The following is a 25,412-nucleotide window of genomic DNA, read 5'->3' as shown; positions in this document are numbered from 1 at the left end:
CGCGGAGGCCTGTAATAGGCGCGTGACCCCGGTCACTTTGGGCGGACAAACCGGACACCATCTTTGTGCACGCGTTCACAAAGACATAGCCTGCAGAAGACAGGGCGGTCGGGTTCCATGTGGTCGCCCGCAGCCCCGCTCTACCCGCAGGAGCACCGTGGCAACTGGCCGAACTCACCGACCGGCGACCCGCAGCCGAGGCATTCCCGAGGCCACCGTCGCCCGTCTCCCGCTGTATCTGCGTGCACTGACCGCGCTCTCCGAGCGTTCGGTCCCCACGGTGTCCTCCGAGGAACTCGCCGCCGCGGCCGGAGTCAACTCTGCCAAGCTGCGCAAGGACTTCTCCTACCTCGGCTCGTACGGAACCCGCGGCGTCGGCTACGACGTGGAGTACCTCGTCTACCAGATCTCGCGCGAGCTGGGGCTGACGCAGGATTGGCCGGTTGTCATCGTCGGTATCGGTAACCTCGGCGCCGCGCTCGCCAACTACGGCGGCTTCGCCTCGCGTGGCTTCCGCGTCGCCGCGCTGATCGACGCCGACCCGGCCATGGCCGGCAAGCCCGTCGCGGGCATCGGTGTCCAGCACACCGACGAGCTGGAGCACATCATCGAGAGCAACGGCGTCTCGATCGGCGTCATCGCCACGCCGGCCGGGGCTGCCCAGCAGGTTTGTGAGCGTCTGGTCGCCGCCGGTGTCACCTCGATCCTCAACTTTGCGCCGACCGTGCTGACCGTCCCCGACGGGGTGGACGTGCGCAAGGTCGACCTGTCGATAGAGCTGCAGATTCTCGCCTTCCACGAGCAGCGCAAGGCGGGCGAGGAGGCCGGGCCCGACGGCGACGCCCCGGCTCCGGCCGCCCGCGCCGCTGCCGCCGTGGCGGGCGATCGTAAGGGACCTGACGGGGACATGCCCGCCGTGATGCCGGCATGACCCTCCTGGTCGTCGGACTGAGCCATCGCAGCGCGCCGGTGAGCGTGCTGGAGCGGGCCGCACTCGCCCCGGAGGCGCGCGGCAAGCTGCTGCAGGACGCGGTGTCGGCCGAACCGGTCACCGAGTCCGCGGTGCTCTCCACCTGCAACCGCATCGAGCTCTACGCCGACGTGGACAAGTTCCACGCCGGTGTCGCCGAACTCTCCACCCTCCTGGCCCGCCACAGCGGCGCCGGCCTGGAGGAGCTCACCCCTTATCTCTACGTCCACTACGAGGACCGCGCCGTCCACCACCTCTTCTCGGTGGCCTGCGGCCTGGACTCGATGGTCGTCGGCGAGGGCCAGATCCTCGGGCAGATCAAGGACGCGCTGGCCGTCGCCCAGGAACTGCACACCGCCGGGCGGCTGCTGAACGACCTGTTCCAGCAGGCCCTGCGGGTCGGCAAGCGCGCCCACAGCGAGACCGGCATCGACAAGGCCGGCCAGTCGCTGGTCACCTTCGGGCTGGAGCAGCTCGCGGCCGGCCAGGACGTCGCGGACTGGGCGCGCGGCAAGCGGGCGCTGGTCATCGGTGCCGGATCGATGTCGTCGCTGGCCGCCACCACCCTCGTACGGGCCGGGGTCGGCGAACTGGCCGTCGCCAACCGCACCGTCGAGCGCGCCGAGCGGCTCGTCCGGATCCTCACCGAGCCGGGCGGACCCGGCGCCACGCACCGGCTCACCGCCCGTGCGGCCGCCATGACCTCCGTCCCGGACGAGCTGGCGCTCGCCGACATCGTGGTCTCCTGTACCGGCGCGACCGGTCTGGTCCTGGCCGGCGAGATGGTCGCGGCCGCGCGCGAGGGGAACGCGGCGCCGCTGGCGCTGCTCGACCTCGCGATGCCGCGGGACATAGATGCCGCGGCACACCGGGTCGAGGGCGCGCATCTCGTCGACATCGAGTCGCTGGCCGACGCGTCCGCGGACGCGCCGATGGCGGCCGACGTGGACAAGGTGCGCGGCATCGTCTCCGACGAGGTCGCCGCGTTCGGCGCGGCCCAGCGGGCCGCGCACATCACCCCCACCGTGGTCGCCCTGCGCACCATGGCAGCGGATGTCGTCGCCGGTGAGATCTCCCGGCTCGACGGCCGCCTTCCCGACCTGGACGACAAGGAGCGCGCCGAGATCACCCAGACGGTGCGCCGCGTCGTCGACAAACTCCTGCACGCGCCCACCGTCCGGGTCAAGCAGCTCGCCAGCGAGCCCGGCGGCGCCGGGTATGCGGACGCCCTGCGGGAACTCTTCGACCTCGACCCCCAGACGGTCGCCGCCGTCAGCCGGGCCGACACGCGCGCCGACAGGCACGATGCACGGGAGCGGGCATGACCGACAGCACTACGAGAGCACTGCGGCTGGGCACGCGGCGCAGCAAGCTCGCCATGGCCCAGTCCGGACGCGTCGCCGAGGTGGTAAGCGAGCTGACGGGCCGTCCCGTCGAGCTGGTGGAGATCACCACTTACGGCGACACCTCCCGTGAGCACCTCGCGCAGATCGGCGGCACCGGCGTCTTCGTCTCCGCGCTGCGTGACGCGCTGCTCGCCGGGGAGATCGACTTCGCCGTCCACTCCCTCAAGGACCTGCCCACCACGCAGCCCGAGACCCTCACCCTGGCCGCGATCCCCGTACGGGAAGACCCGCGTGACGCGCTGATCGCCAGGGACGGGCTCACCTTCGAGCAGCTGCCCGACGGCGCCCGGGTGGGGACTGGGTCCCCCAGGAGGATGGCGCAGCTCAACGCCTGGGCCAGGTCGCTGGGCCGGCGTGTGGAGACCGTGCCGATACGCGGGAACATCGACACCCGCATCGGCTTCGTCGCGAAGGGGGAACTGGACGCGGTCGTACTGGCCGCCGCCGGACTCACCCGGATCGGCCGGATCGACGAGGCGACGCAGCTGCTGTCGCCCGACGTGATTTTGCCCGCCCCCGGCCAGGGGGCACTGGCGATCGAGTGCGCTGCGGTCAACGTGGACCTCATCGCCCTGCTTGCCGAGCTCGACGACCCGGACACCCGGGCCGCCGTGACCGCCGAGCGTTCCCTGCTCGCCGCCCTGGAGGCCGGCTGTTCCGCACCCGTCGGAGCACTGGCCGACCTGCAGGTTGACGAGCAGGCTGTCACCGAATTGCATCTGCGGGGTGTCGTCGGCACGACCGACGGCAGCACGCTGGTGCAACTGTCCACCACCGGGCACGTACCCGCCTCTCCCGACGACGTGTCGACCCCGCTGAACCTGGGTCGTGAACTCGCCGCCGAGATGCTCGCAAAGGGTGCGGCCGGTCTTATGGGGGAGCGAGCACTTTGAACCCCACCGTCCCAAACCACTCCGCCTCCGGTCAGGTCACCTTCCTGGGTGCCGGGCCGGGAGACCCGGGTCTGCTGACGCTGCGTGCCGTGGAGGCGCTGGCCTCCGCGGACGTACTGATCGCCGACCCGCAGGTGCTGGACGTCGTGCGCGTGCATGCCCGCGCACAAGTGGACACACCACTGCAGGCAACAGCTGACGAGGCGTCAATCCCCGTCACCCCCAACGGCGTTTCCACCCTTCGGGACACCGCCAATCTTGTCATGGCGGCCGCCCGTGCGGGCAAGCGGGTCGTACGTGCCGTCACCGGGGACCCCGGGCTCGACGGTGATGTCGCCGAGGAGATGCTGGCGTGCGCCGCCGAGGGGATCGTCTTCGAGGTGGTGCCCGGCATCGCCGCGGCCGTCGGCGTGCCCGCGTACGCCGGTGTGCCGCTACGTGACGCCGAGGGCACCGACGTGCGCTTCATCGACGCCCGCAGCGCCGACGCGCGCTGCTGGTCCGAGGTGGGTGCCAGTGACGCCACCGCCGTCGTCTCGACCACCCTCGACTCGGTGGCCGCGGCCGCCGGTGAGCTGGTGTCCGCGGGCCGCAAGCCCGACACCCCGCTGACCGTCACCGTCGCCGGTACCACCACGCGCCAGCGCACCTGGACCGCCACCCTCGGGTCGGTCGCCCAGGTGCTCAAGGCCGCCAAGGTGCTGCCGTCGCCGGACGGGGGCCAGCCGGTCATAGCCGTGGTCGGTGAGCGCAGTGCGGCGGCCCAGCGCGACCGTCTTTCGTGGTTCGAGTCCAAGCCGCTCTTCGGCTGGCGGGTGCTCGTGCCGCGCACGAAGGAGCAGGCCGCTTCGCTCTCCGACCAGCTCGTCTCGTACGGCGCGGTGCCGCACGAGGTCCCGACCATCGCCGTCGAACCGCCGCGCACCCCGCAGCAGATGGAGCGCGCGGTCAAGGGCCTGGTCACCGGCCGCTACGAGTGGATCGCCTTCACCTCGGTCAACGCCGTCAAGGCCGTCCGGGAGAAGTTCGAGGAGTACGGCCTGGACGCCCGCGCCTTCGCCGGGATCAAGGTCGCCGCGGTCGGTGAGCAGACCGCCAAGGCGCTGATCGCCTTCGGTGTGAAGCCCGACCTGGTGCCGAGCGGGGAGCAGTCGGCCGCCGGTCTGCTGGAGGACTGGCCGCCCTACGACGCGGTCTTCGACCCGATCGACCGCGTCTTCCTGCCGCGCGCCGACATCGCCACCGAGACCCTGGTCGCCGGGCTGATCGAGCTGGGCTGGGAGGTCGACGACGTCACCGCCTACCGGACCGTGCGCGCCTCGCCGCCGCCGGCCGAGACCCGTGAGGCGATCAAGGGCGGCGGTTTCGACGCCGTGCTGTTCACGTCGTCGAGCACCGTGCGGAACCTGGTCGGTATCGCGGGCAAGCCGCACAACGTGACGGTCATCGCCTGTATCGGCCCGGCCACCGCCAAGACGGCCGAGGAGCACGGGCTGCGGGTGGACGTCATGTCGCCGGAGCCGTCGGTGCACAAGCTGGCCGAAGCGCTCGCGGACTTCGGTGCGGCGCGCCGCGATGCCGCGATCGAGGCCGGGGACCCGGTCACCCGGCCGAGCGAGCGGCGGCCCGGCTCGCGGAGACGGGCTCGTAGCTGAGCGGCGGTACGTACGCTTTGAAGGGCGCCTCTTCCCGGGGCGCCCTTCTGCGTTACTGCCGTTCGGTGGCGTACGGCAGGAAGTCGGCCCAGGTGGTGGGGGCGAAGGTGAGGCGGGGGCCGTCAGGGTTCTTGGAGTCGCGGATGCGTCCGGTGAGCCCGCCCGTGGCGGCCTGAGCGGACCCGTCCGCTCCGACGACACGTCGGCAAAGGCAGGGGCGAAGCGGGCGTAGCGTGGCGGTATGACGAAGTACGGAAGCTTCCCCGGTGCGCGGCCCCGGCGGCTGCGTACCACCCCCGCCATACGGCGGATGGTGGCCGAACACCGGCTGCACCCCGCCGACCTGATCCTTCCCGCGTTCGTACGGGAGGGCATCGGCGAGCCGGTGCCGATCTCCGCGATGCCGGGCGTCGTCCAGCACACCCGCGACACGCTGCGGAAGGCCGCCGTCGAGGCGGTCGAGGCCGGGGTCGCCGGGATCATGCTGTACGGGGTGCCCGAGGACGCCACGAAGGACGGCCTCGGCACGGTGGGCACCGACCCGGACGGGATCCTCCAGGTCGCCATCCGAGACGTGAAGGCCGAGGTCGGCGACGACCTCGTCATCATGTCGGACCTGTGCCTGGACGAGTACACCGATCATGGTCACTGCGGCGTGCTGGACGCCCAGGGGCGGGTCGACAACGACGCGACGCTGGAGCGCTACGCCGAGATGGCGCAGGTCCAGGCTGACGCGGGCGTCCATGTCGTGGCCCCGAGCGGCATGATGGACGGCCAGGTCGGCGTCGTCCGTGACGCGCTCGACCAGACCGGGCACGAGGACGTGTCGGTCCTCGCCTACACCGCGAAGTACTCCTCGGCCTTCTACGGGCCCTTCCGGGAGGCCGTCGGCTCGTCGCTCAAGGGTGACCGCAAGACCTACCAGCAGGACCCGGCCAACCTCCGTGAGTCGATGCGCGAGCTGGCGCTCGACCTGGAGGAGGGCGCCGACATGGTGATGGTCAAGCCGGCGCTGCCGTACCTCGACGTGCTGGCGAAGGTCGCGGACACGGTGGATGTGCCCGTCGCCGCGTACCAGATCTCCGGTGAGTACGCGATGATCGAGGCGGCCGCGGAGAAGGGCTGGATCGACCGGGACAAGGCGATCCTGGAGGCGCTGACCGGCATCAAGCGGGCCGGTGCCCAGATGATCCTGACGTACTGGGCGACGGAGGTCGCGCAGGGGCTGTGAGGCGCCCCGGCCGGCCGTGCCGTTGCCGAAGCTCCCGTCCCCGGGTTCCGGGGTCGGGAGCTTTGTCGTGGGCACCACGTTTTGTCCGCCGTACGCCGGGCACGGGACCGATTGTCAAGGAAGACCCCGACCGACCGAGGAGCGGGTAACCATGACTGCCAAGCGCAAGATGCAGGCCAAGGGCGCACAGGCCATCGGCGCCATGAAGGAAGTCGTCGGCCGGGCCACGCACAACCGCAAGCTGCAGGCCGAGGGGAAGGCCGAGAAGACCGCCGGGCACGGGCTGGACGCGAGCGAGAAGATCAAGGACGCGGTACGCAGGCCCTGGCAGCACTGACGGCGCCGTCCGCACCGGAACCCCGCGGCTGAACCCCGCGCCGGGACCTCGTGCCGCTCAGCCCGCCACGGCCCGCGCGAGCACCCTCGTCACGTCGACGATCAGTGGATTGTCGTAGGCCGCGGCCTGCTCCGCCTTGCCCGTGAGCACGGCCAGCACGATCGGGGTGCCGTCCGGGGTCCAGGCCACCCCCACGTCGTTGCCGGTGCCGTACGAGCCGGAGCCCGTCTTGTCGGCGATGGCCCAGTCCTTGGGCAGGGCGGCGCGGAAGCGTTCCGTGTTGGTTTCGTTGGTCGTCATCCATGCCGTCAGCCGGCCCCGGTCCGTTGGCGTGAGGGCGTCACCCACGAGCAGCCGGGTGTAGGTGTGGCCGATGGCGGCGGGGCTGGTGGTGTCCGTCCTGCGCCAGGGCTCGGCCGAGTTCAGTTCCGTCTCCCAGCGGTCGAGGCGGGTGGTGCGGTCGCCGAGGGAGCGGGCGAAGCCGGTGACGGCGGTCGGGCCGCCGAGCTCGCGCAGCAGGAGGTTGCCGGCGGTGTTGTCGCTGCGCTGGAGGGCGGCGGCGCATAGTTCGGCGATCGTCATGCCGGTGGCGACGTGCTTTTCGGTGACGGGCGAGTTCTCGACGAGGTCGGCGTCGGTGTAGTGGATGCGGCGGGCCAGCGTCTCCCCGTTGCGGTCGAGGTCGCGGAGCACCGCCGCGACGGCGAGGGTCTTGAAGACCGAGCAGAGGGGGACGCGGGTGTGCGCCCGGTAGGCGACCGTCGCGCCGGTGGCGGTGTTGTGGGCGAAGGCGCCGACCCGGGCCCGGTGTTCGTGCTCCAGCCGGCGCAGCGCCGCGTACGGATCACCGGTGGCGGCCTGTGCGGCGGCCGGTGTGGTGGCGGACGCCAGTAATCCGGCCGCCAGCAGCCCGGCTCCGGTGCCCAGCGCGGCGCGCCGGGTCGAACCGGCGGTGTGTGTGGCCCGGTGATTGCTCCGGTGTGGTGCTCGGTGCATCGCTGCCCCTCCCCATGAGACCTGAGCGGCCCCGTACAACACCTGTGGTGTACGGGGCCGTTGTGGCAGGAGCGTAAGCGACGGCAGGCCGTCTGGACGGCCGGACGGCGCGACCGGGTCAGAGGCGCTCGGGCGTACGGATGCCGAGGAGCGCCATGCCCTGGTGGAGGGTGCGGGCGGTCAGGTCGCAGAGGAACAGCCGGCCCGCGACCTGGTCCGGGCCGCCCTCAGCCTTCAGGACCGGGCACTGGTCGTAGAAGGTCGTGAACAGCGAGGCGAGGCCGTAGAGGTACCCGGCGAGCTTGTGCGGCTCGTACGAAGCGGCGGCCTCGGCGAGGGTCTCGCCGAACTGGTCGAGGTGCAGGCCCAGCGCCCGCTCCGCCGGGGCCAGCGGCAGCTCCGGGTGCGCCGCGGGGGCCGCGTCACCGGCCTTGCGGAAGATCGACCGGATACGGGCGTAGGCGTACTGGAGGTACACCGAGGTGTCGCCGTTCAGCGACACCATCTGGTCCAGGTCGAACTTGTAGTCCCGGCTGGCCGAGGTCGACAGGTCCGCGTACTTCACCGCGCCGATGCCGACCTGCGCGCCGTTGCCGGTGATCTCCTCCTCGGTCAGGCCGATCGGCTCGCCCTTCTCCCGCACCACCGCAGTCGCCCGGTCGATCGCCTCGTCCAGCAGGTCCACCAGCCGCACCGTCTCGCCCTCACGGGTCTTGAACGGCTTGCCGTCCTTGCCCAGGACCGTGCCGAAGGCCAGCTGGACGGCGTGCGTCTTGTCGTTCAGCCAGCCGGCCCGGCGGGCGGTCTCGAAGACCATCTTGAAGTGCAGGGACTGCCGGGCGTCGACGACGTAGAGGAGGGTGTCGGCGCCCAGGTTCTGCACCCGGTCGCGGATCGCCGAGAGGTCGGTGGCGGCGTAGCCGTAGCCGCCGTTGGTCTTCTTGACGATCAGCGGGACGGGGTTGCCGTCCGGGCCCTTGACGTCGTCGAAGAACACGCAGAGGGCGCCCTCGGAGCGCACCGCCACACCGGAGTCCTCCAGCAGCCGGCAGGTCTCCTCCAGCATGTCGTTGTAGCCGGACTCGCCGACGACATCGGGGTCCTGGACGTCCATGTCCAGCTTGTTGAAGACCGAGTAGAAGTAGATCTTCGACTCGTCCACGAACCGCCGCCACAGGGCGAGCGTCTCCTCGTCCCCGGCCTGGAGCTCGACGACCCGGCGCCGGGCCCGCTCCTTGAACTCCTCGTCGGAGTCGAAGAGCGCACGCGAGGCCTTGTAGAGCCGGTTGAGGTTCGACATGGCCTCCTCGCCGGAGACCTCGCCGCTCTTGTGGTCCAGCTCGTGCGGGTGCTCGATGAGGTACTGGATGAGCATGCCGAACTGGGTGCCCCAGTCGCCGATGTGATGCCTGCGGATCACCTTTTCGCCGGTGAACTCCAGGATCTCGACCATCGCCGCGCCGATCACCGCCGACCGCAGATGGCCGACGTGCATCTCCTTCGCCACATTCGGCTGGGCGTAGTCGATGACGGTCGTCCCGGCACCGTCGGCGTACGGCACGCCCAGGCGGTCGTCGGCGGCGCGCTCGGCGAGGGTCTTGATGATCGCCTCGTCGGCGATGGTGATGTTGAGGAAGCCGGGGCCCGAGACCTCGATCTCCTTGATCACCGCGCCGCTCCCACCGGTCGGGATACCGGCGACGACCTGGGTGGCCAGCTCCCGCGGATTGCCCTTGAGCTTCTTGGCCAGCGCCAGCATGCCGTTGGCCTGGAAGTCGGCCCGGTCGCTTCGGCGCAGCAGCGGGTCAGCGGCGCCGGCCTCCGGCAGGGCTGCCGAGAGGGCGTCCGCGACGCGCTGGTGGACCGAAGCTGCGAGGGAAGTGACCGAGGCCATGGAAAGAGCTCTCTTCCAGAGGGAGGTGTCGTCGGAGTGGAAAGGGTTTGCCAAGGAGTATCCCACGGCACTACCACTGATTTTTCGTCTGGGACAATGGGCACCGTCAGGCATTTGTGCGTCGCACGCGCAAGACGGCGCAATCAGGAAGCATCAGGAAGAGGAAGGGCCGATCGTGGCTCAGCAGAGCACCGAGACCGACTGGGTCTCCAGGTTTGCGGACGAGGTCATTGCCGAGGCGGAGCGCCGCGCCCCCGGCAAACCCATCGTCTGCGCCTCGGGCCTGAGCCCGTCCGGCCCGATCCACCTCGGCAACCTCCGTGAGGTCATGACCCCGCACCTGGTCGCCGACGAGATCCGCCGCCGCGGCCACGAGGTCCGCCACCTCATCTCCTGGGACGACTACGACCGCTACCGCAAGGTCCCGAACGATGTGCAGGGCGTCGACGGCTCCTGGGCCGAGCACATCGGCAAGCCGCTGACCGCGGTGCCGGCCCCGGCCGGTTCGGCGTACCCGAACTGGGCGGAGCACTTCAAGGCCGCCATGGCCGAGGCGCTCGCCGAAATGGGCGTCGAGTACGACGGCATCAGCCAGACCGAGCAGTACACCTCCGGCGTCTACCGCGAGCAGATCCTGCACGCGATGAGGCACCGCGCGGACATCGACGCGATCCTCGGCCAGTACCGCACGAAGAAGGCGCCGGCCAAGAAGTCGCAGAAGCCGGTCGACGAGGCCGAGCTGGAGGCCGCCGAGGGCTCGGGCGCGGCAGCCGAGGACGACGGCAGCGGCGGCTCGGCGGGCTACTTCCCGTACAAGCCCTACTGCGGGCAGTGCGAGAAGGACCTGACCACGGTCACCTCGTACGACGACGAGAGCACCGAGCTGGCCTACACCTGCACGGAGTGCGGCTTCGGCGAAACGGTACGGCTGAGCGAGTTCAACCGCGGCAAGCTGGTCTGGAAGGTCGACTGGCCGATGCGGTGGGCCTACGAGGGCGTGATCTTCGAGCCGTCCGGTGTCGACCACTCCTCGCCGGGCTCGTCCTTCGTCGTCGGCGGCCAGATCGTTCGCCAGATCTTCGACGGCGACCAGCCCATCGGCCCCATGTACGCCTTCGTCGGCATCAGCGGCATGGCCAAGATGTCGTCGTCGCGCGGCGGGGTGCCGACCCCGGGCGACGCACTGAAGATCATGGAGGCGCCGCTGCTGCGCTGGCTGTACGCCCGCCGCAAGCCCAACCAGTCCTTCAAGATCGCCTTCGACCAGGAGATCCAGCGGCTCTACGACGAGTGGGACAAGCTGGAGGCCAAGGTCGCGGCCGGCAGTGCGCTGCCGGCCGACGCCGCCGCGTACGCCCGCGCGGCCCGTACCGCCGCCGGCGAGCTGCCCCGGACGCCGCGCCCGCTGCCGTACCGCACGCTCGCCTCGGTCGCGGACATCACCGCGGGCCATGACGAGCAGACGCTCCGGATCCTCGGCGAACTGGACCCGGAGAATCCGGTCACCTCGCTGGACGAGACCCGGCCGCGGCTCGGCAAGGCGGAGTACTGGATCAACACCCAGGTCCCGGCGGAGCAGCGCACCATCGTCCGCGACGAGCCCGACGAAGAGCTGCTCGGCACCCTCGACGAGCAGTCCCGCGGTTCGCTGCGGCTGCTGCTCGACGGCCTCGACGAGCACTGGTCGCTGGACGGTCTGACCACCCTGGTCTACGGCGTCCCGAAGATCCAGGCGGGCCTGGAGCCGGACGCCAAGCCGACCCCGGAGCTGAAGGCCGCGCAGCGTGCCTTCTTCGCCCTGCTCTACCGGCTGCTGGTCGGCCGGGACACCGGGCCGCGGCTGCCCACCCTGCTGCTGGCCGTCGGCGCCGACCGGGTGCGCAAGCTGCTCGGCGGATGACGGGCCGTCGGAGCGCCCTTGCCGTGGAGTCGTAGACACCCCGGCGGGGTCTCCGACCGAGGGATGAGAAGGGCTCGGCCCCGGGGACGAAGACTCCCGGGGCCGGGCCCTTCACGCTGGAGCCATGAGGGGATTCTTGGGATTCATCATCATGATCCAGGGCGTCATGGGATTCATCGGGCAGGTCTTCTTCGACCACGCCTGGGGGCTGCTGCCCCACTGGTTCGACCTGCCGTCGGCCGCCTACGCAGGCCTCTTCGCGGCCGGTGCGGCGCTGGCCGTATGGGGAGACACGGACCGGAAGCGCAAGCAGAGGCAGGCGGACGCCGGGGCGCTCTAGGAGTTGTCTTTACCTGATCTCGGGTGGTGGATCACGGTCGGGTGATATGTCGCCATGAATCGCCGGATGCTCCGTGGTCAAGTCAACCCCGTGGTCAAGTCAACTCCGTGGTCAAGGAGTCAGCGGGCCGGGCCGGCTCCCGCCTGTCCCGTTTCCCCCGTCACTCCGAGCGGGAGGCGTACCCGCGCGCACATGCCGTCTCCGTCGCTGCGTGCAGGAATGAGGTGCTTGCGCGCGGGCATGCGGTGCTTGCGAGGCAGATCGCCGGGCACGGTCGTGCCAGCCACGCCGTCGATGAGCGCACGCGTCGAAGGAGAAACCGTCTATGACACAAGGCGAACCGGCCACCAAGAATCCGGACAAAGGCTATGTAGCGCTTCTTGGTTGGAGCCTCAATGCAGTGGAAGCCCTCGACCGGTTCGATCGGCGATATGTCGTCGTGGCGCCGGAGTGGGCCGAGGAGTACTGCGTCGACCATGACATCCCCTACGTGCCGTGGAATTTCGAACGGCTCAACGACCGTTCCCTGGAGATCGCCGAGACTCTTCAGAGCGAGGGTGTCGACGTCGCGATCCCGCTGTTCGAGGAAACGGTTGAATGGGCGGGGGCGATCAACTCCGTTCTGCTGGACAACCCGCGTTTGTACGGTCAGGCCATGCTGCTGCGGGACAAGGCGCTGATGAAGCGCCGCGCGCAACTCGGCGGCATCCGGGTCGGAATATTCGAGGAAGCCCACGACCGGGACGACGTGATCCGCTTCCTCAAGCGCGTCAATCAGACCCTGCTCAAGCTGGACGGCGACCCGAACGACCCCATCCATCTCAAGGCGTTCGACAAGGCAGGATGCCTCGGGCACCGCGTCATCCGCACCCCGGACGAGGTCGACATGATTCCGGAGGAGGAGTTCCCGGTTCTCATGGAATCCCACCTCGATGGCTGGGAGTTCGCGGTCGAGGCGTGGGTACACAACGGGAAGATCAAGTTCCTCAATATCTCCGAATACGTCACGCTGGGATATTCGGTGTTCGTGCCGGCAACTCCGCAACTGGAGCAGTACCGCCCGCAGATCACGGCGCAGATCGAGAAGCTCATCAAGACGTTCGACATCGAGTTCGGCTTTGTGCACCCGGAGTATTTCGTCACCAGTGACGGCGAGATGTACTTCGGCGAGGTCGCCTACCGGCCGCCGGGCTTCAAGGTGTTCGAGCTGCTGGAGCGGGCATACGGGTTCAGCGCCTACCAAGCGCTGGTGCTGGCCTTCGACCCGAAGACGACCGAGGAGGAGATCGACGCCTTCTTCCCGCGCGAGGTCGTCGACGCGTCCGGGGTCGCCGGCTGCTTCGGTGTCTACCCGCGCCGCCGCGTCGTCAGCGACCTGGAGATCCCGGAGGAGACCGAGGACGACGACTACTACGAGTCGCACGACCTCTCGACGCCGCTCGAGGAGACTGTCACCAAGAGGACCGCGTTCGGCACCCACTGGGGCCTGGTGTACTTCTTCGGTGATGACCCTTACCGGATGCGCGACCTGTTGAAGAAGCAGGAAGAGCTCGACTTCTACGTCTGACGACCCCGTGGACGCTCTGACGACCCGTGGACGCAGGAGACCAACCCGAGGGAAAGCCTTTGAAACCGACCGTCGACGTCAGCGGTGCGGCCACGACGCTGGACAAGCGCGTGACCTCACTCGACGACGCCATCCAGGCCATGGCCGAAACCCGCGACTTCGGCAAGCACACGAAGCTGCGGCGGGTCCTGGAAGCCTTGCGGCGGGTGCTCGTGCAGCCGGGCGGCGCCGCGGCGGTCCAGGCCAGGGCGCAGGCAATTGAGGAGGCCGGGCTTTTCCAGGGGACGGACTGGGCGTCACCGGAGATCCTTGTCCCGGCGCTGGTCAGCGGGACCCTGCACAGCGCAGACACGGACACCGTCGTCATGGAGGCGACCAGCGAGCTGCGGATGCTCGCCGTCGCCCGCGGCGACTTCGCGCACCCGACGTTGCCCGCCGAGGACGCCCGCCAGTTCCTGTCCCAGGTACTGGGAACGAACCTGGAGCTGCTGTTCACCCCGCCCAGTGAGGCGGAGCGGACCCAGCAGGGCCGGACCGCACAGCTCATCCGGGACCTGTTCCGCCACCTCGCCGACGAGATCGGTTACGACAGCGTCCTGGACAACCTGGTCGACGAGATCTGGCGGATCCTGCGCCAGCGTCCGATCCAGGTCGAGGCGGTGCAGTCCCTGATCACCCGGATCGAGATCTACCGCAACGACCCGGACGTCGATCTCGGCGTGTCGTCAGGGCAGGGCATCGACCGGCTCATCACGAGCCTGTTCGGGACCACCGAGGCGTGCCGGGAGGACCCGGGCATCGACATCTTCCGCTCCCGGCTCGAGGCGATGGACGCCGGCGGCCTGCAGTACGAGGCGACGGGGTTCGCGCGGGCGATGCACGACACCGGCCTGGTGTCGCCGTACCACGCGGAACTGCTCCGGTTCCTCCTGCGCGAGAGCGACTACCTCGTCGGTGAGGCGCTCGGGCTGTCCGACACCGGCCGGAACTGCCTCCTGCGCTACAGCCAACTGGTGCACCGGCTGATCGAGGTGGCCGTGCACCCGCAGACCGCGCAAAGCATCTACGGGCTGGCGCTGCTGCTCGACCGCGGCATTCTTTACGAGCCGCCGGTGGTGCCCGCGCTGTGGCGCCAGTTGGCGCTTGAGCTCGCCCCGGTCGCGCGGGAGCGGTTGACGACGGTTTTCGGCGAGGTGCCGGGGCCGCAGGCGCGGCTGGTCGCGGGGGTGCTCTCGATGCTGGGCCAGCCGCTCGGCGTCGGTCAGGGCGACAATCCCACCTGCCAGTCGGCCCGCGCGCTGTCGATGTGGGCCTACAACGACCCGGACTACCTGCTGCAAGTAGTGGTCTGTGCGGCCCGCGACGACGAGATCCTCATGCACTTCGAGGGTCAGCCGATCTCGTCGAAGGACAGCGCGACCGGAGTCGCGAGCACGCTGCCGATGGACCTGGACCCCGTGTCGCTGCTCGTGGTGCCCCACTTGGACCGGATCTACGCCGAGATGGGGCGGCGCTGCGCCGCGCGGCCAGGGGACCCGCACCGGTGGGTCAACCCCGAGTTCCACGGCTGGTGGGCGGCCCGTGGGTTCCACATCAACGTCGACGTCGCGACCGGAAACCTGATCGACCTGGACGAGTTCCTGCGGCAGTTCCACGCCAGCTACCACCCGTCGTACAACGGCGAGCAGCCGCTGATCCATCCACAGCCGGCCGGCGTCGCCGTCACCGACAGCGCGGGCCGCTACGTCGGCTGGCACGCGATCACGATCCTGCGGGCCGCGCCGGACCCACAGGACGTCATGCGGGTGTATTTCTTCAACCCGAACAACGACAGCGGCCAGGACTGGGGTGACGGCGTCGTCGTCTCCACCGCGGGCAACGGCGAGCGGTTCGGCGAGGCCTCACTGCCGTTCGACCAGTTCGCCTCGCGGCTCTACATCTTCCACACCGACCCGCTCGAACACGGCGAACCGGAGCGGGTGCCCGCCGAGGACGTCGCGCGGATCATCGGCTACATCGAGCGCAGCTGGGGCAACGACCGGCTCCCCGCGGGGACGCTGCAAGCCGTCGAGAGGCCCACGAGCCTGTGAGCCCGGTACTCCAGAGGTAGATCCTGAAGAGCCCGACAAGGCCGCGGAGCGCGTGCCAGGCGTCGAGGCGCAGGCGGGAGTGGGAAGACGGGCGCCGGGGGCTCAGGTGCGTGGAGGGGATGCGGCGGTGGCCACCGCCCGGCTTCCCATCCGTTGCCGTACGGCACCCGGCGTGTGCGTTACGCGATGTGCTCGTCCATCATCTCCGCGTTGAGGCGGTCGCTGAACTGGTCCACGTACTGGTTCAGGTCCCGCGAGCGCAGGCGGATCCCGTACTGCGCCTCCAGGTTCGCCGCGAACGCGCCCGGGGTCGGCATGCCTTCGCCCTCTATCGAGTGCCGGAACACCTGGTACAGGTCCTCGTCGGTCGGGGCCGCGGCCGGTGCCTGAGCAGGCTGTGGGCCCGTGTCGGGGGTGCCCTTGCCGAGCGGACGCGTCCCACCCGCACCGTTAGGCACGGGGACCTGGGGCTCGGGCTCCGGCGCGCGCGGCGCCGGTACCGGGGCCGGCTCGCGCGTCGGCACCTGCTGGTGCTCGTCGTACGAGGGCTGATGCTCGTTGTACGGGGGCTGGGGCTCCTGCTCCGGGACGTACGCCGGGTCGTAGTTGCCCTGATACCTCACCTGCTGCGGCGCCGCGAACCACTGGCTCGGAATCTCCTCGGCCGGCTCCTGGGCCTTCGGCTCCAGAGCGGGCGTCACGGACTGCTGTGGAGCCGGCAGCAGCTGCGGTTCGATGCCCGCCGCGGCGAGCCCCGCGGGAGCGGTCTCTGCCAGCGGCACCCCGTACCGGGCGAGCCGCAGCGGCATCAGGGACTCCACCGGAGCCTTACGGCGCCAGCCCCGCCCGAATCGCGAACGCAGGCGTGCCTGGTAGACGAGCCGTTCCTGCTCCAGCTTGATCACCGCGTCGTACGACCGCAGCTCCCACAGCTTCATCCGCCGCCACAACAGGAAGGTCGGCAGCGGCGCCAGCAGCCAGCGCGTGATGCGCACACCCTCCATGTGCTTGTCCGCCGTGATGTCGGCGATCCGCCCGACGGCGTGCCGGGCGGCCTCGACGGTGACGACGAACAGCACCGGGATGACGGCATGCATGCCCATGCCCAGCGGATCGGACGCCGCCGCGGCATTGAACGCCACCGTCGCGACAGTCAGCAGCCACGCCGCCTGTCGCAACAGCGGGAACGGCATGCGGATCCAGGTCAGCAGCAGATCCAGGGAGAGCAGGACGCAGATGCCCGCGTCGATGCCGATGGGGAAGAAGTAGGCGAAGCTGCCGAAGCCCTTTTTGATGGCGAGTTCACGCACGGCCGCGTAGGAGCCGGCGAAGCCGATGCCGGCGATGACCACCGCGCCGGTGATGACAACTCCGATGAGTATCCGGTGTGTGCGTGTCAGCTTCAGTGGCGCGGCCACCCGAGGACCCCTCCCAGTCGGTCTGTTGCGAGCGACAGCCTGGCACATGCCTACGGGCGAGCGTGTGCCGGTACGGAGGGAGCCCGTTGAACCGGTGGTCCCACAGGTGCCCCTCATACGGGCGAGACGGACAAGAGGGCCCGCACCGTACATCGGTGCGGGCCCTCTGTGGCCGCCCCCGGCCCGGGCCGACGAGGGCCCGGATGCCGGTGCGGTCAGCTGTTGCCCTTGGCGGTGGCGGTGACCGCCTCCTTGGCGGCGGCCTGGGTCTGCTTGAGCAGGTCGGCACTCTTGGGGCCGTCCGCGCCCGCCAGGCCCGCGCCGTTGTAGTTGATCGTCACGACGACGTTGGAGGTCCGGGCGATGACCGTGGTGTTCTTGAAGCTGGTGCCGTCCCGCTTCACGTCGTAGGTGATCGCGGTGGCCTCGTCGCCGGTGCCGGAGGTCTTGACGGTCGAGACCTTCGTGGCGCCCTTGGTGGCCTTCGCCTCGGATATCTGCTTGGTGGCGAAGTCCGCGGCGCGCTTGTCGCCGCTGCCGACGCCCGGGTCGGAGTCGTAGCGCTGGTAGCCGACGTCCAGCCAGCGCCACTGGGTGCCGTCGACGCCCCTCTCATCCGCGCTGGTCCACGAGCAGGTGCCGTGGGAGGCGTTGTCCGTGGACTCGCCCCGGTCCCCGGAGGCGTCCTTCGCCTTGGGCAGCATCTTCTTGATGGTGCCCTTGGAGAACGCTTCGCACGGGTTCGGCAGCTTCTTGAACTTGGCGGGCGCGACGGTCGGCGAGGGCTTGCCCGCGCTGCTGGAGGCGGAGGAGGGGGCGCCACCGGAGCTGTCGCTGTCCGAGCCGGAGCAGCCGGCGACGAGCAGCGCCGGTACTGCTGCGCAGGTGAGGAGGCTGGCAAGTCGCTTGGCTGAACGGTGCATGGTTCCTTCGCTGTTCGTCGTCGGGTCGGCGGGCACGGCCGTGGCGGTGGCCGTGGGGCCCGCCCGCCTCGCGTACGGGGCGGGGCCGGGCCGTGTCTTCGGGTCAGCGCGGACCGGCCCGACACGGCCTAGACGGCACGGTACGCGGCGCGGCGAGGTGGGTGACCGATTCATGTCGATGAGCGCAACGCTCAAATCGGGCTTTTTCTCTTCTTGTCCGTCGACTCGGCCAATGTGCCTGATCCGGACTATTCGCTCAGGCTGTCGGACAGCTCGGTGGCCAGCGAACGGGCCTTGTCCTGCAGTTCCTGGCTGTCCGGCAACATCGACTTGTCCGTGGACCACTGGTCGTACGTGAGCTGCACGATGACGTTCGACGTGCGAAAGACCACAGTGACATCGCGGTGTACGCCGGAGTCCGCTGTGACCAATTTGTCATTGAGGAAGGCCGCGTCCCCGAGGTCGTCCAGGACGCGCGGGGCGGTGGAGGCGCTCGGGTCCGCGCTCGGGTCCGTATTCGGGTCGGACGTCTGTGAGGGGCTCCCGGACGCGGCATTGCCCGCCTTGTCCGTCGCGCTCTTGTCCTTCGAGCCGTTCGTGACGGTTCCTTCGCCCTTGTCCTTGTTCTTGGAGGCGGACGGGGACGGGGCGGCGGGCGAGGGGGACCCGGCGCCGCCGGACGGTATCTGCGCGGCCAGCTCCTTCTTGTCGTAGATCCCCTGCGCCTTGTCGTCATCGCTGACGGCGGAGTCGTACGAGACCACGCGCTGGATGTCCAGGCCCAGATGGCGGGTGCCCGCGGTGGTCTCGCGGGTCCAGCGGCAGCCGACACGGCGGTCGGTGTCATAGGTGATGTCGGCCTGGCCGTCGTAGATCTTCTGGGCCTCGGAGCGCGACAGGGCCTGGCCGTCGCCGGGGAGCATGCCGCGGAGGGCGCTGCGCGAGGGCAGCCCGCAGGCCTCCGGGACGGTCTGGTAGCGGCCGGGCTCGGCGGCCGGGCTCGACGTGGCGGTGTCGCCGCCCTTGGCGTCACCGGCGCCGCCTTGAGGGCTGGAGCTGCCGGTGCAGCCGGTGAGGCCCGCGGCCAGGGCCGCGGCCACCACCAGTGCGGCACCGGGTACGAACGGCTTCCGTGGCATCGTTCGTGGCTCCTTCCCCTACGAAATGTGGTTGCCGCCGGGCGGCGGCCGATGGACACAATGTCTATCGCACGTCTTGCCGCAAACGCCGGTCCGCCGTCCAAGATCGGATAAATTGTCCGGCTTTTGCGTTTTTTATAAATTCGGGGGAATGGGGAAGTTATGTCGTACGTCGAGGTGCCCGGTGCCCAGGTACCGATCCGGATGTGGACGGACCCGGCCACGGTCGAGGGCGTCGCGATGCAGCAGCTGCGCAATGTCGCCACCCTTCCGTGGATCAAGGGTCTGGCCGTGATGCCGGATGTCCACTACGGAAAGGGCGCCACGGTCGGCTCGGTGATCGCCATGCACGGTGCGGTCTGCCCGGCGGCGGTCGGTGTGGACATCGGCTGCGGGATGAGCGCGGTGCGGACCTCGCTCACCGCCAATGACCTGCCCGGCGATCTCTCCCGGCTCCGCTCGAAGATCGAGCAGGCGATTCCGGTGGGGCGCGGGATGCATGGTGATCCGGTCGACCCCGGACAGCTGCACGGCTACCCGACGGCGGGCTGGGGGGACTTCTGGTCGCGGTTCGACGGGGTGGCCGACGCGGTCAAGTTCCGTCAGGAACGCGCGACGAAGCAGATGGGTTCGCTGGGCAGCGGCAACCACTTCATCGAGTTCTGCCTCGATGACACCGGCGCGGTGTGGCTGATGCTGCACTCCGGCTCCCGGAACATCGGCAAGGAACTGGCCGAGTTCCACATGGGCCAGGCGCAGAAGCTGCCGCACAACCAGGGCCTGGTCGACCGCGATCTCGCCGTCTTCATCGCGGACACCCCGCAGATGGCGGCGTACCGCAACGATCTGTTCTGGGCGCAGGAGTACGCCAAGCACAACCGGGCCGTGATGATGGCGCTCTTCCAGGACGTCGTGCGCAAGGAGTTCAAGAAGGCCAGGCCGACGTTCGAGCCGGTGATCTCCTGCCACCACAACTATGTGGCGGAGGAGCGGTACGACGGCATGGACCTGCTGGTGACCCGTAAGGGCGCGATCCGGGCGGGCAGCGGCGAGTACGGCATCATCCCGGGCTCGATGGGCACCGGGTCGTACATCGTCAAGGGACTGGGCAATGCCGCGTCCTTCAACTCCGCCTCCCACGGCGCCGGCCGCAAGATGAGCCGGAACGCCGCGAAGAAGCGGTTCTCCACCCGGGACCTGGAGGACCAGACCCAGGGTGTGGAGTGCCGTAAGGACTCCGGTGTGGTGGACGAGATCCCGGGTGCCTACAAGCCGATCGAGAAGGTCATCGATCAGCAGCGGGACCTGGTGGAGGTCGTCGCCAAGCTCAAGCAGGTGGTGTGTGTGAAGGGCTGAGTCCGGGGCGGCCCGGCGCGGTGTGCGCAGGGCCGCTCTCGGGACCGGCCGGTGTGGCCCGCCGGGCCTCTCAACCGGTGCGGTGGACCTTGGAGTTGGAGGCCTGGGCGCGGGGGCGGACCACCAGCAGATCGATGTTGACGTGGGCGGGGCGGGTGATCGCCCAGGCGACGGTGTCGGCGACGTCCTCCGCGCTCAGCGGGTGGTCGACGCCCTCATAGACCTTGGCGGCCTTGTCGGTGTCGCCCCGGAAGCGGGTGGCGGCGAACTCGTCGGTCTTGACCATGCCCGGGGCGACCTCGATGACGCGTACCGGCTCGCCGCACAGCTCCAGACGGAGCGTCTCGGCGATGACATGTGCACCATGCTTGGCGGCGACATAACCGCCGCCGCCCTCGTAGGTGCCGTGGCCGGCGGTGGAGGAGAGCACGACGACGGTGCCCTCGCCGGAGGCGATGAGCGCGGGCAGCAGCGCCTGGGTCATATGGAGCACGCCCAGCACATTGACCTCGTACATGGCGCGCCAGTCGGCGGGGTCACCGGTGGCGACCGGCTCCGCGCCGTAGGCACCGCCGGCGTTGTTGACCAGGACGTCGATGGAGGGGTAGCGGTCCGCGAAGGCGTCGACGGCGGCGCGGTCGGTGACGTCCAGGGCGTAGGCCTCGGCGTTCGGCAGCTCGGCGGCGAGGGCCTCGATGCGGTCCTTGCGGCGCGCGGTGAGCACCACGCGGTAGCCGGCCGTGGCCAGCGCTCGCGCGGTGGCGGCGCCGATGCCGCTGCTCGCTCCGGTGACGACGGCGGTACGGGCCTCGGCGGTCATGGCACTCTCCTCGGGGCGGTGGGGGTCCCCCTGCGCCGCAAGGGCTTGGGGGAAGGTGGTCCGCGGCCAGGATATGCAGGCGGGTTCAGCGGCCCCTGGGGGCGTACATGATCACGGCCATTCCGGCCAGACAGATCAGTGCGCCGGTCACATCCCAGCGGTCGGGGCGGTAGCCGTCGACGAGCGCGCCCCACGCCAGCGATCCGGCGACGAAGACACCGCCGTACGCGGCGAGGATGCGGCCGAATGCGGCGTCCGGCTGGAGCGTGGCGACCCAGCCGTACACCCCGAGCGCGATCACTCCGGCACCGATCCAGACCCAGCCCTTGTGTTCGCGGATGCCCTGCCAGACCAGCCAGGCGCCGCCGATTTCGAAGAGCCCGGCGAGGACGAAGAGGACGGCGGAGCGGGCGAACAGCATGGGGGAAGCCTACGGAACCAGGGCCCGGTTCCGGCGTGGGCGGGGTCCCGGCAGGGGTGTTCAGGGCGCTGTGGGCCGGTGGTTGTCAGTGGGGTGTGAGAGCTTCGAGGGCATGCTGATCGAACGGGCTTACGTGGACGTTCCGGAGGGCGAGGGGACGGCCGAGAACGGCTGGCCCTGGACGGTGCCGTGTGTGCGCCAGCTGGCCGAGGAGGGGCTGGCCTTCCCCGCTCCGGTCACCTTTCTGGTGGGGGAGAACGGGTCGGGCAAGTCGACGCTGGCCGAGGCGCTGGCGGAGGGCTTCGGGCTGGATTCGTACGGCGGCTCGGCGGGATACAAGTACGCGAGTTCGCGGGAGGCCTCGCTGCTCGGCGGCCTGATGCGGTTCGATCCCACGCGGGAGGGGCGCACGATGGTGCGTGGGCCGCGGGTCCGCCGGCGGGGGTTCTTCCTGCGGGCCGAGACGGCGATGGAGGCGCTGAACGGGGAGCGGAGGTCGCTGCGGCTGTCCCGGTCCCCGGACGAGATGAGCCACGGGGAGGGCTTTCTGCTGGCCTTCCGTGAGCGGTTCTCGCAGCGCGGTCTCTATGTGCTGGACGAGCCGGAGGCGGCACTGTCCTTCTCCTCCTGCCTGGAACTGGTGGGGCTGATGGACGCGTTGGGGAGGGGCGGCGCACAGATCATCTGCGCCACCCACTCCCCGCTGCTGACGGCGCTGCCCGGAGCGGCGATCGTGGAGGTCGGCGAGCACGGGATGCGGAGCGTGGAGTGGGCGGAGCTGGGGCTTGTCGACCACTGGCGGCGCTATCTCAACGACCCCCGGGCGTATCTGCGGCATGTGCTGGAGGGGTGAGGGCGCCGGGCCGGGCGGTGGTTATGGAGTCGCCGTCCTCGGGCGCGGCGCCGGTCCAGTGGAGCAGAGCGGCCCGTAGCGCGGTGGCGCGCTCGGCGGGGGCCGTGGCATCGGTGGCCCAGGCGATATAGCCGTCGGGGCGTACCAGAAGCGCCGTGCGGCGGTCGCTTCGCCAAGAGGCGGTCACGACACGGTCGGCGGCGGGCCGGAGGCCGCTGGGCTCGTCGGCGGGGGTGAGAAGGACGAACTTGCCCTGGCGGAGGAGTGCGTAGAGGCGGTTGCCGCCGGCCAGCCGGATGTCGGGGGCGCGCCGGCCGGCGAGGGGGTGGGCGCCGGGCCCGGCGGCGTAGGAGATGCCGATGCCGGAGACGGTGCGGATCGCGCGGCCGGACAGTGGCCCCAGGTGGTTGAAGAGCCGGGCGGCGAGCGCGCGGACGGCGCGTCCGGGGGCGGTGTGCAGGAGGGCGAGCCGGATGAGGGCGCCGCTGCTGTACAGCACCTGCCTGCCCACCGGGTGGCGCTCGGCCTGATAGCTGTCCAGCAGGCTGTCGGGGGAGTGGCCCCGGAGCACCGCGGCCAGTTTCCAGCTGAGGTTCGCGGCGTCCTGGAGGCCGGTGTTCATGCCCTGGCCGCCGGCGGGGGAGTGCACATGCGCGGCGTCGCCGGCGAGGAAGACGCGGCCCACGCGGTACTCCGGGGCCTGGCGCTCGTCGCTGTGGAAGCGGGAGATCCAGCGGGCGTCGTACATGCCGTAATCACTGCCGAGGGCGAGCCGGGTGCATTCGCGGACCTCGTCGAGATCGGCGGGCGCGTCGTCGTCGGCCTGGCGGTGGCGGTTCCAGCCGATGGCGCGGTACCAGCCGTCGCCGAACGAGCCGATCAGGGCGAAGGCGTCGTCGTTGGCGTTGACGGTGAAGGGGGACTCGGGCTCCTGGGCCAGCCGGACATCGGCGAGGACCAGGGAGCGGATCACCGACTTGCCGGGGAACGGCAGGCCGATGGCCTCGCGGATGGCGCTGTGGACGCCGTCGGTGCCGACGGTGTAGGCGGCGCGAAGGCTGCCGAGGCCCTCGGTGGTGCGGAAGCGCACCGTCACGCCGTCGGCGTCCTGATCGAGGCCGAGCACCTCGGATTCGTAACGGAAGACGACGCCGGCCTGGCGGGCCCGCCGCTCCAGCAGCCGCTCGACCTCGAACTGCGGGGTGATCAGCACGAACGGGAAGCGGGTGCGGAGCCGGGTCGCATCGAAGGTGGCTTCCCCGAAGAGACGGATGGCCGGGAGCCGATGGCCGCCGGCGGCCAGCTCATCGGCGAGACCCCGGGCGTCCAGCTGCTCAAGGGTGCGGGCATGGACGGCCAGGGCGCGGGTGAGGTTGCTGATCGTGGCGGGGCGGCGCTCCAGGAGCGTGACGCCCAGTCCTGCCTCGGCGAGGTCGCCGGCGAGCAGCAGGCCGGTCGGGCCGGCGCCTACGACGATGACGTCCGTATCCCGGGCCGCCTGTGCCTTGCCGGTCTCGGGGCCGCTGTTGCCGGTCTTGCGGTTCCTGGCATCCATGGCTTTCCGCCTCCTGTGCCTGTGCTCTGCCTGCACCTATGCCAACGCATGTTGGTCAACGCTTGTTGGCAAGCGTAGAGCGATCGGATCTGGCGTGTCAACAGCCGTTGGCCTACAGTTGTTGATATGGCCGAACACCCTCGCTCCGCCGCCGAAACCGCGCCCGCTGCGCCCGCCGCATCCGCCGTGCCGCCCGAGGTCACCGCGGCCGCCGAGGCTGCGCCCGACGGCGCGGCCCCCGCCCGCCCCCGCCGCTCCGCCGCGACGCGCGCCGCGATCCTGGCCGCCGCCCGGGACCGCTTCGCCGCGGACGGCTACGAGCGCGCCACCATCCGTGCCATCGCCAGGGAGGCGGACATCGACCCGTCGATGGTGATGCGCTACTACGGCAACAAGGCCGGTCTCTTCGCGGCCGCCTCCGAGATCGAGGTGCACGCCCCCGACCTCACCCATGTCCCGCCCGACGAGGCCGGCGCCCGGCTCGTACGCCACTTCCTGGAGCGCTGGGAGTGCGACGAGACGCTGACCGGCATGATGCGTGTCGGCGTCACCAACGAGGCGGGCGCCCAGCGGATGCGCGGCGTGTTCGCCGAACAGATCAAGCCGGTCCTGGCCGCGGTCTGCCCGGTGCCCGACGAGGCGCCGACCCGTGCCGCGCTGATCGCCTCCCAGATACTCGGCATGGCGCTGTGCCGCTATGTGCTGCACATCCCGCCGGCCGTGAACCTCGGCCACGACGAGGTCGTCGCCTGGCTGGCCCCCACCATCCAGCGCTATCTGACGGCCGAACAGCCCTGACGGCTCCCGGCGCGGGCGGCTCCCGGCGCGGGCGGCGTCAGCGCCCGTACGCGGTCGGCGGGACCCCGACGGTGGCGGTGACATCGCGGATCAGATGCGCCTGATCGCTGTAGCCCAGCTCGGCGGCGAGCGCGGCCCAGTCGACCTCCGCACCGGACGCGGCGCGCTCCAGGGCCTCGTGCACCCGGTAGCGCAGCAGCACCCACTTGGGGCTGACCCCGACGTATCCGGCGAACAGCCGCTGCAGGGCCCGTACGGACATGCCCTCGGCCCGCGCGAAGTCCGCGACCCGTCGGATCGAGCGGTCCGTGCGGATCCGGTCGGCCAGCCCCATGGCGAGGTCGGTCTGCGCGAGGATCCGCGGCCCGGCCCGCAGGCGAGGGATCAGAAAGGCGTCGAGCGCGGCCACCCGGGCGTCCTCGTCGTCCGGCTCCAGCACGGTGGCCGCGGCGTCGGTGTCGCCGAACGCCGTCGCCAGCGGCAGCCGGCGGTCCGTCCAGTCCGTGGCGGGCCGCTCAGGGGTGAACGGCCGGAAGCCGCCGGGCCGGAACTGCACCCCGCACACCCGCCCGCGCCCCGCCAGCTTCTGTGCGAACAGCTCCAGCCCGACGCCCGCGACCTCACCGAAGCCGGGTCGGTCGGCGTACCGCTGGAAGACGAGGTTCACGCACGGGTGCGGCACGACATGGGTGGCATACGGCTCGGAGAGATCCCAGTCGATCAGCCAGTAATGCTCGACATAGGGGCGCAGCGGTGCGGCGGGGGTGCGGCGGCGGAACTGCACCCGCGTGAAGAGTCCGGGGGCGTCGACGATGCCCCGGGTGTCGCGCCGTGGAGCGGCCATGCCGGG

22 protein-coding genes and 1 pseudogene are annotated in these 25,412 nt (G+C 70.4%); 13 read left to right on the top strand and 10 right to left on the bottom strand.

Annotation, left to right across the window (positions count from 1 at the left end; all coding sequences use genetic code 11):
• Positions 1-157 precede the first annotated feature (157 nt).
• Genes ACGFWI_RS15855 through ACGFWI_RS15840 form a run of 4 tightly spaced genes read left to right on the top strand, consistent with a single transcriptional unit; the run spans position 158 to position 4,924 of the window.
• Positions 158-931 carry a redox-sensing transcriptional repressor Rex gene (locus tag ACGFWI_RS15855; RefSeq protein WP_393906514.1) on the top strand — a complete coding sequence of 258 codons (774 nt, stop codon included), beginning with the start codon at positions 158-160 and terminating at the stop codon, positions 929-931.
• On the top strand, positions 928-2,295 hold the full coding sequence (locus tag ACGFWI_RS15850) for a glutamyl-tRNA reductase (RefSeq protein ID WP_393906513.1): 1,368 nt from the start codon (positions 928-930) through the stop codon (positions 2,293-2,295). Before ACGFWI_RS15855 ends, ACGFWI_RS15850 begins: the two co-directional genes overlap by 4 nt.
• On the top strand, positions 2,292-3,269 hold the full coding sequence (gene hemC / locus ACGFWI_RS15845) for a hydroxymethylbilane synthase (RefSeq protein WP_393906512.1): 978 nt from the start codon (positions 2,292-2,294) through the stop codon (positions 3,267-3,269). The genes ACGFWI_RS15850 and hemC overlap by 4 nt, the downstream gene beginning before the upstream one ends.
• On the top strand, positions 3,266-4,924 hold the full coding sequence (locus tag ACGFWI_RS15840) for a uroporphyrinogen-III synthase (RefSeq protein WP_393906511.1): 1,659 nt from the start codon (positions 3,266-3,268) through the stop codon (positions 4,922-4,924). Before hemC ends, ACGFWI_RS15840 begins: the two co-directional genes overlap by 4 nt.
• Before the next feature lie 52 nt (positions 4,925-4,976).
• On the opposite strand, the pseudogene ACGFWI_RS15835 reads toward ACGFWI_RS15840, so the two are convergent.
• Positions 4,977-5,072: pseudogene (locus tag ACGFWI_RS15835) on the bottom strand (DUF397 domain-containing protein); the annotation flags it as partial.
• Positions 5,073-5,165: 93 nt separating this feature from the next.
• On the opposite strand from ACGFWI_RS15835, the gene hemB reads away from it, so the two are divergent.
• Positions 5,166-6,155, top strand: a complete 990-nt coding sequence (gene hemB / locus ACGFWI_RS15830) for a porphobilinogen synthase (protein WP_393906510.1) — start codon at positions 5,166-5,168, stop codon at positions 6,153-6,155.
• A gap of 151 nt (positions 6,156-6,306) precedes the next feature.
• Positions 6,307-6,492, top strand: a complete 186-nt coding sequence (locus ACGFWI_RS15825) for a CsbD family protein (RefSeq protein ID WP_393906509.1) — start codon at positions 6,307-6,309, stop codon at positions 6,490-6,492.
• Between the two features lie 57 nt (positions 6,493-6,549).
• On the opposite strand, the gene bla is transcribed toward ACGFWI_RS15825, so the two are convergent.
• Both bla and argS read right to left on the bottom strand, forming a co-directional pair.
• A complete protein-coding gene (bla, locus tag ACGFWI_RS15820) occupies positions 6,550-7,488 on the bottom strand; it encodes a class A beta-lactamase (RefSeq protein WP_393906508.1) in 939 nt (312 codons plus the stop codon).
• A gap of 118 nt (positions 7,489-7,606) precedes the next feature.
• Positions 7,607-9,382 carry an arginine--tRNA ligase gene (gene argS, locus ACGFWI_RS15815; RefSeq protein WP_393906507.1) on the bottom strand — a complete coding sequence of 592 codons (1,776 nt, stop codon included), beginning with the start codon at positions 9,380-9,382 and terminating at the stop codon, positions 7,607-7,609.
• 175 nt (positions 9,383-9,557) lie between these two features.
• Between argS and lysS the strand changes: the two genes are divergently transcribed.
• From lysS to ACGFWI_RS15795, 4 genes are all read left to right on the top strand, one after another.
• Positions 9,558-11,282: a lysine--tRNA ligase gene (gene lysS, locus ACGFWI_RS15810; RefSeq protein ID WP_393906506.1), complete on the top strand. Its 1,725-nt coding sequence runs from the start codon at positions 9,558-9,560 to the stop codon at positions 11,280-11,282.
• Between the two features lie 124 nt (positions 11,283-11,406).
• Complete coding sequence (locus ACGFWI_RS15805) at positions 11,407-11,622, top strand: hypothetical protein (RefSeq protein WP_393906505.1); 216 nt, start codon at positions 11,407-11,409, stop codon at positions 11,620-11,622.
• Positions 11,623-12,022: 400 nt separating this feature from the next.
• Positions 12,023-13,189 (top strand): acetyl-CoA carboxylase biotin carboxylase subunit family protein, encoded by a 1,167-nt coding sequence (locus ACGFWI_RS15800; protein WP_393906504.1) that lies wholly within the window; start codon positions 12,023-12,025, stop codon positions 13,187-13,189.
• A gap of 59 nt (positions 13,190-13,248) precedes the next feature.
• Entirely contained in the window at positions 13,249-15,279 is a 2,031-nt protein-coding gene (locus ACGFWI_RS15795; RefSeq protein ID WP_393906503.1) for a hypothetical protein, read from the top strand.
• A gap of 179 nt (positions 15,280-15,458) precedes the next feature.
• On the opposite strand, the gene ACGFWI_RS15790 is transcribed toward ACGFWI_RS15795, so the two are convergent.
• The 3 genes from ACGFWI_RS15790 to ACGFWI_RS15780 form a co-directional block, all read right to left on the bottom strand.
• Entirely contained in the window at positions 15,459-16,697 is a 1,239-nt protein-coding gene (locus tag ACGFWI_RS15790; protein ID WP_393906502.1) for a DUF2637 domain-containing protein, read from the bottom strand.
• 215 nt (positions 16,698-16,912) lie between these two features.
• Positions 16,913-17,620 (bottom strand): DUF3558 domain-containing protein, encoded by a 708-nt coding sequence (locus ACGFWI_RS15785; RefSeq protein ID WP_393906501.1) that lies wholly within the window; start codon positions 17,618-17,620, stop codon positions 16,913-16,915.
• A 248-nt stretch (positions 17,621-17,868) separates the two neighbouring features.
• A complete protein-coding gene (locus ACGFWI_RS15780) occupies positions 17,869-18,759 on the bottom strand; it encodes a hypothetical protein (protein ID WP_393906500.1) in 891 nt (296 codons plus the stop codon).
• A 162-nt stretch (positions 18,760-18,921) separates the two neighbouring features.
• Between ACGFWI_RS15780 and ACGFWI_RS15775 the strand changes: the two genes are divergently transcribed.
• Positions 18,922-20,115 (top strand): RtcB family protein, encoded by a 1,194-nt coding sequence (locus tag ACGFWI_RS15775; RefSeq protein WP_393906499.1) that lies wholly within the window; start codon positions 18,922-18,924, stop codon positions 20,113-20,115.
• 70 nt (positions 20,116-20,185) lie between these two features.
• On the opposite strand, the gene ACGFWI_RS15770 is transcribed toward ACGFWI_RS15775, so the two are convergent.
• Both ACGFWI_RS15770 and ACGFWI_RS15765 read right to left on the bottom strand, forming a co-directional pair.
• On the bottom strand, positions 20,186-20,935 hold the full coding sequence (locus ACGFWI_RS15770) for an SDR family oxidoreductase (protein ID WP_393906498.1): 750 nt from the start codon (positions 20,933-20,935) through the stop codon (positions 20,186-20,188).
• A gap of 85 nt (positions 20,936-21,020) precedes the next feature.
• Positions 21,021-21,356: a YnfA family protein gene (locus tag ACGFWI_RS15765; protein WP_393906497.1), complete on the bottom strand. Its 336-nt coding sequence runs from the start codon at positions 21,354-21,356 to the stop codon at positions 21,021-21,023.
• Between the two features lie 112 nt (positions 21,357-21,468).
• Between ACGFWI_RS15765 and ACGFWI_RS15760 the strand changes: the two genes are divergently transcribed.
• Entirely contained in the window at positions 21,469-22,209 is a 741-nt protein-coding gene (locus ACGFWI_RS15760; protein WP_393906496.1) for an AAA family ATPase, read from the top strand.
• Here ACGFWI_RS15760 and ACGFWI_RS15755 read toward each other — a convergent pair.
• Positions 22,166-23,764 (bottom strand): FAD-dependent monooxygenase, encoded by a 1,599-nt coding sequence (locus ACGFWI_RS15755; RefSeq protein WP_393906495.1) that lies wholly within the window; start codon positions 23,762-23,764, stop codon positions 22,166-22,168. The two genes, ACGFWI_RS15760 and ACGFWI_RS15755, sit on opposite strands and share 44 nt — an antisense overlap.
• A gap of 126 nt (positions 23,765-23,890) precedes the next feature.
• On the opposite strand from ACGFWI_RS15755, the gene ACGFWI_RS15750 reads away from it, so the two are divergent.
• Positions 23,891-24,562 carry a TetR family transcriptional regulator gene (locus tag ACGFWI_RS15750; RefSeq protein WP_393906494.1) on the top strand — a complete coding sequence of 224 codons (672 nt, stop codon included), beginning with the start codon at positions 23,891-23,893 and terminating at the stop codon, positions 24,560-24,562.
• 37 nt (positions 24,563-24,599) lie between these two features.
• Here the strand turns inward: ACGFWI_RS15750 and ACGFWI_RS15745 are convergent, their stop codons facing one another.
• Positions 24,600-25,406 carry a DUF6597 domain-containing transcriptional factor gene (locus ACGFWI_RS15745; protein ID WP_393906493.1) on the bottom strand — a complete coding sequence of 269 codons (807 nt, stop codon included), beginning with the start codon at positions 25,404-25,406 and terminating at the stop codon, positions 24,600-24,602.
• Positions 25,407-25,412 lie beyond the last annotated feature (6 nt).

Origin of the sequence: Streptomyces sp. NPDC048434, from assembly GCF_043200375.1 — a bacterium.
Taxonomy (GTDB): Bacteria; Actinomycetota; Actinomycetes; order Streptomycetales; family Streptomycetaceae; genus Streptomyces.
The sequence above is the reverse complement of the archived record's forward strand: the minus strand, read 5'-3'. Positions and strand labels throughout refer to the sequence as shown.

What these genes read in the sequence shown, in the direction of transcription:
- ACGFWI_RS15765 (WP_393906497.1), bottom strand. Translation starts at nt 21,356, where the DNA reads ATGCTGTTCGCCCGCTCCGCCGTCCTCTTCGTCCTCGCCGGGCTCTTC.
- hemC (WP_393906512.1), top strand. Translation starts at nt 2,292, where the DNA reads ATGACCGACAGCACTACGAGAGCACTGCGGCTGGGCACGCGGCGCAGC.
- ACGFWI_RS15825 (WP_393906509.1), top strand. Translation starts at nt 6,307, where the DNA reads ATGACTGCCAAGCGCAAGATGCAGGCCAAGGGCGCACAGGCCATCGGC.
- ACGFWI_RS15770 (WP_393906498.1), bottom strand. Translation starts at nt 20,935, where the DNA reads ATGACCGCCGAGGCCCGTACCGCCGTCGTCACCGGAGCGAGCAGCGGC.
- ACGFWI_RS15755 (WP_393906495.1), bottom strand. Translation starts at nt 23,764, where the DNA reads ATGGATGCCAGGAACCGCAAGACCGGCAACAGCGGCCCCGAGACCGGC.
- ACGFWI_RS15775 (WP_393906499.1), top strand. Translation starts at nt 18,922, where the DNA reads ATGTCGTACGTCGAGGTGCCCGGTGCCCAGGTACCGATCCGGATGTGG.
- ACGFWI_RS15760 (WP_393906496.1), top strand. Translation starts at nt 21,469, where the DNA reads ATGCTGATCGAACGGGCTTACGTGGACGTTCCGGAGGGCGAGGGGACG.
- ACGFWI_RS15805 (WP_393906505.1), top strand. Translation starts at nt 11,407, where the DNA reads ATGAGGGGATTCTTGGGATTCATCATCATGATCCAGGGCGTCATGGGA.
- bla (WP_393906508.1), bottom strand. Translation starts at nt 7,488, where the DNA reads ATGCACCGAGCACCACACCGGAGCAATCACCGGGCCACACACACCGCC.
- ACGFWI_RS15850 (WP_393906513.1), top strand. Translation starts at nt 928, where the DNA reads ATGACCCTCCTGGTCGTCGGACTGAGCCATCGCAGCGCGCCGGTGAGC.
- ACGFWI_RS15750 (WP_393906494.1), top strand. Translation starts at nt 23,891, where the DNA reads ATGGCCGAACACCCTCGCTCCGCCGCCGAAACCGCGCCCGCTGCGCCC.
- ACGFWI_RS15780 (WP_393906500.1), bottom strand. Translation starts at nt 18,759, where the DNA reads ATGCCACGGAAGCCGTTCGTACCCGGTGCCGCACTGGTGGTGGCCGCG.
- ACGFWI_RS15745 (WP_393906493.1), bottom strand. Translation starts at nt 25,406, where the DNA reads ATGGCCGCTCCACGGCGCGACACCCGGGGCATCGTCGACGCCCCCGGA.
- ACGFWI_RS15785 (WP_393906501.1), bottom strand. Translation starts at nt 17,620, where the DNA reads ATGCACCGTTCAGCCAAGCGACTTGCCAGCCTCCTCACCTGCGCAGCA.
- argS (WP_393906507.1), bottom strand. Translation starts at nt 9,382, where the DNA reads ATGGCCTCGGTCACTTCCCTCGCAGCTTCGGTCCACCAGCGCGTCGCG.
- hemB (WP_393906510.1), top strand. Translation starts at nt 5,166, where the DNA reads ATGACGAAGTACGGAAGCTTCCCCGGTGCGCGGCCCCGGCGGCTGCGT.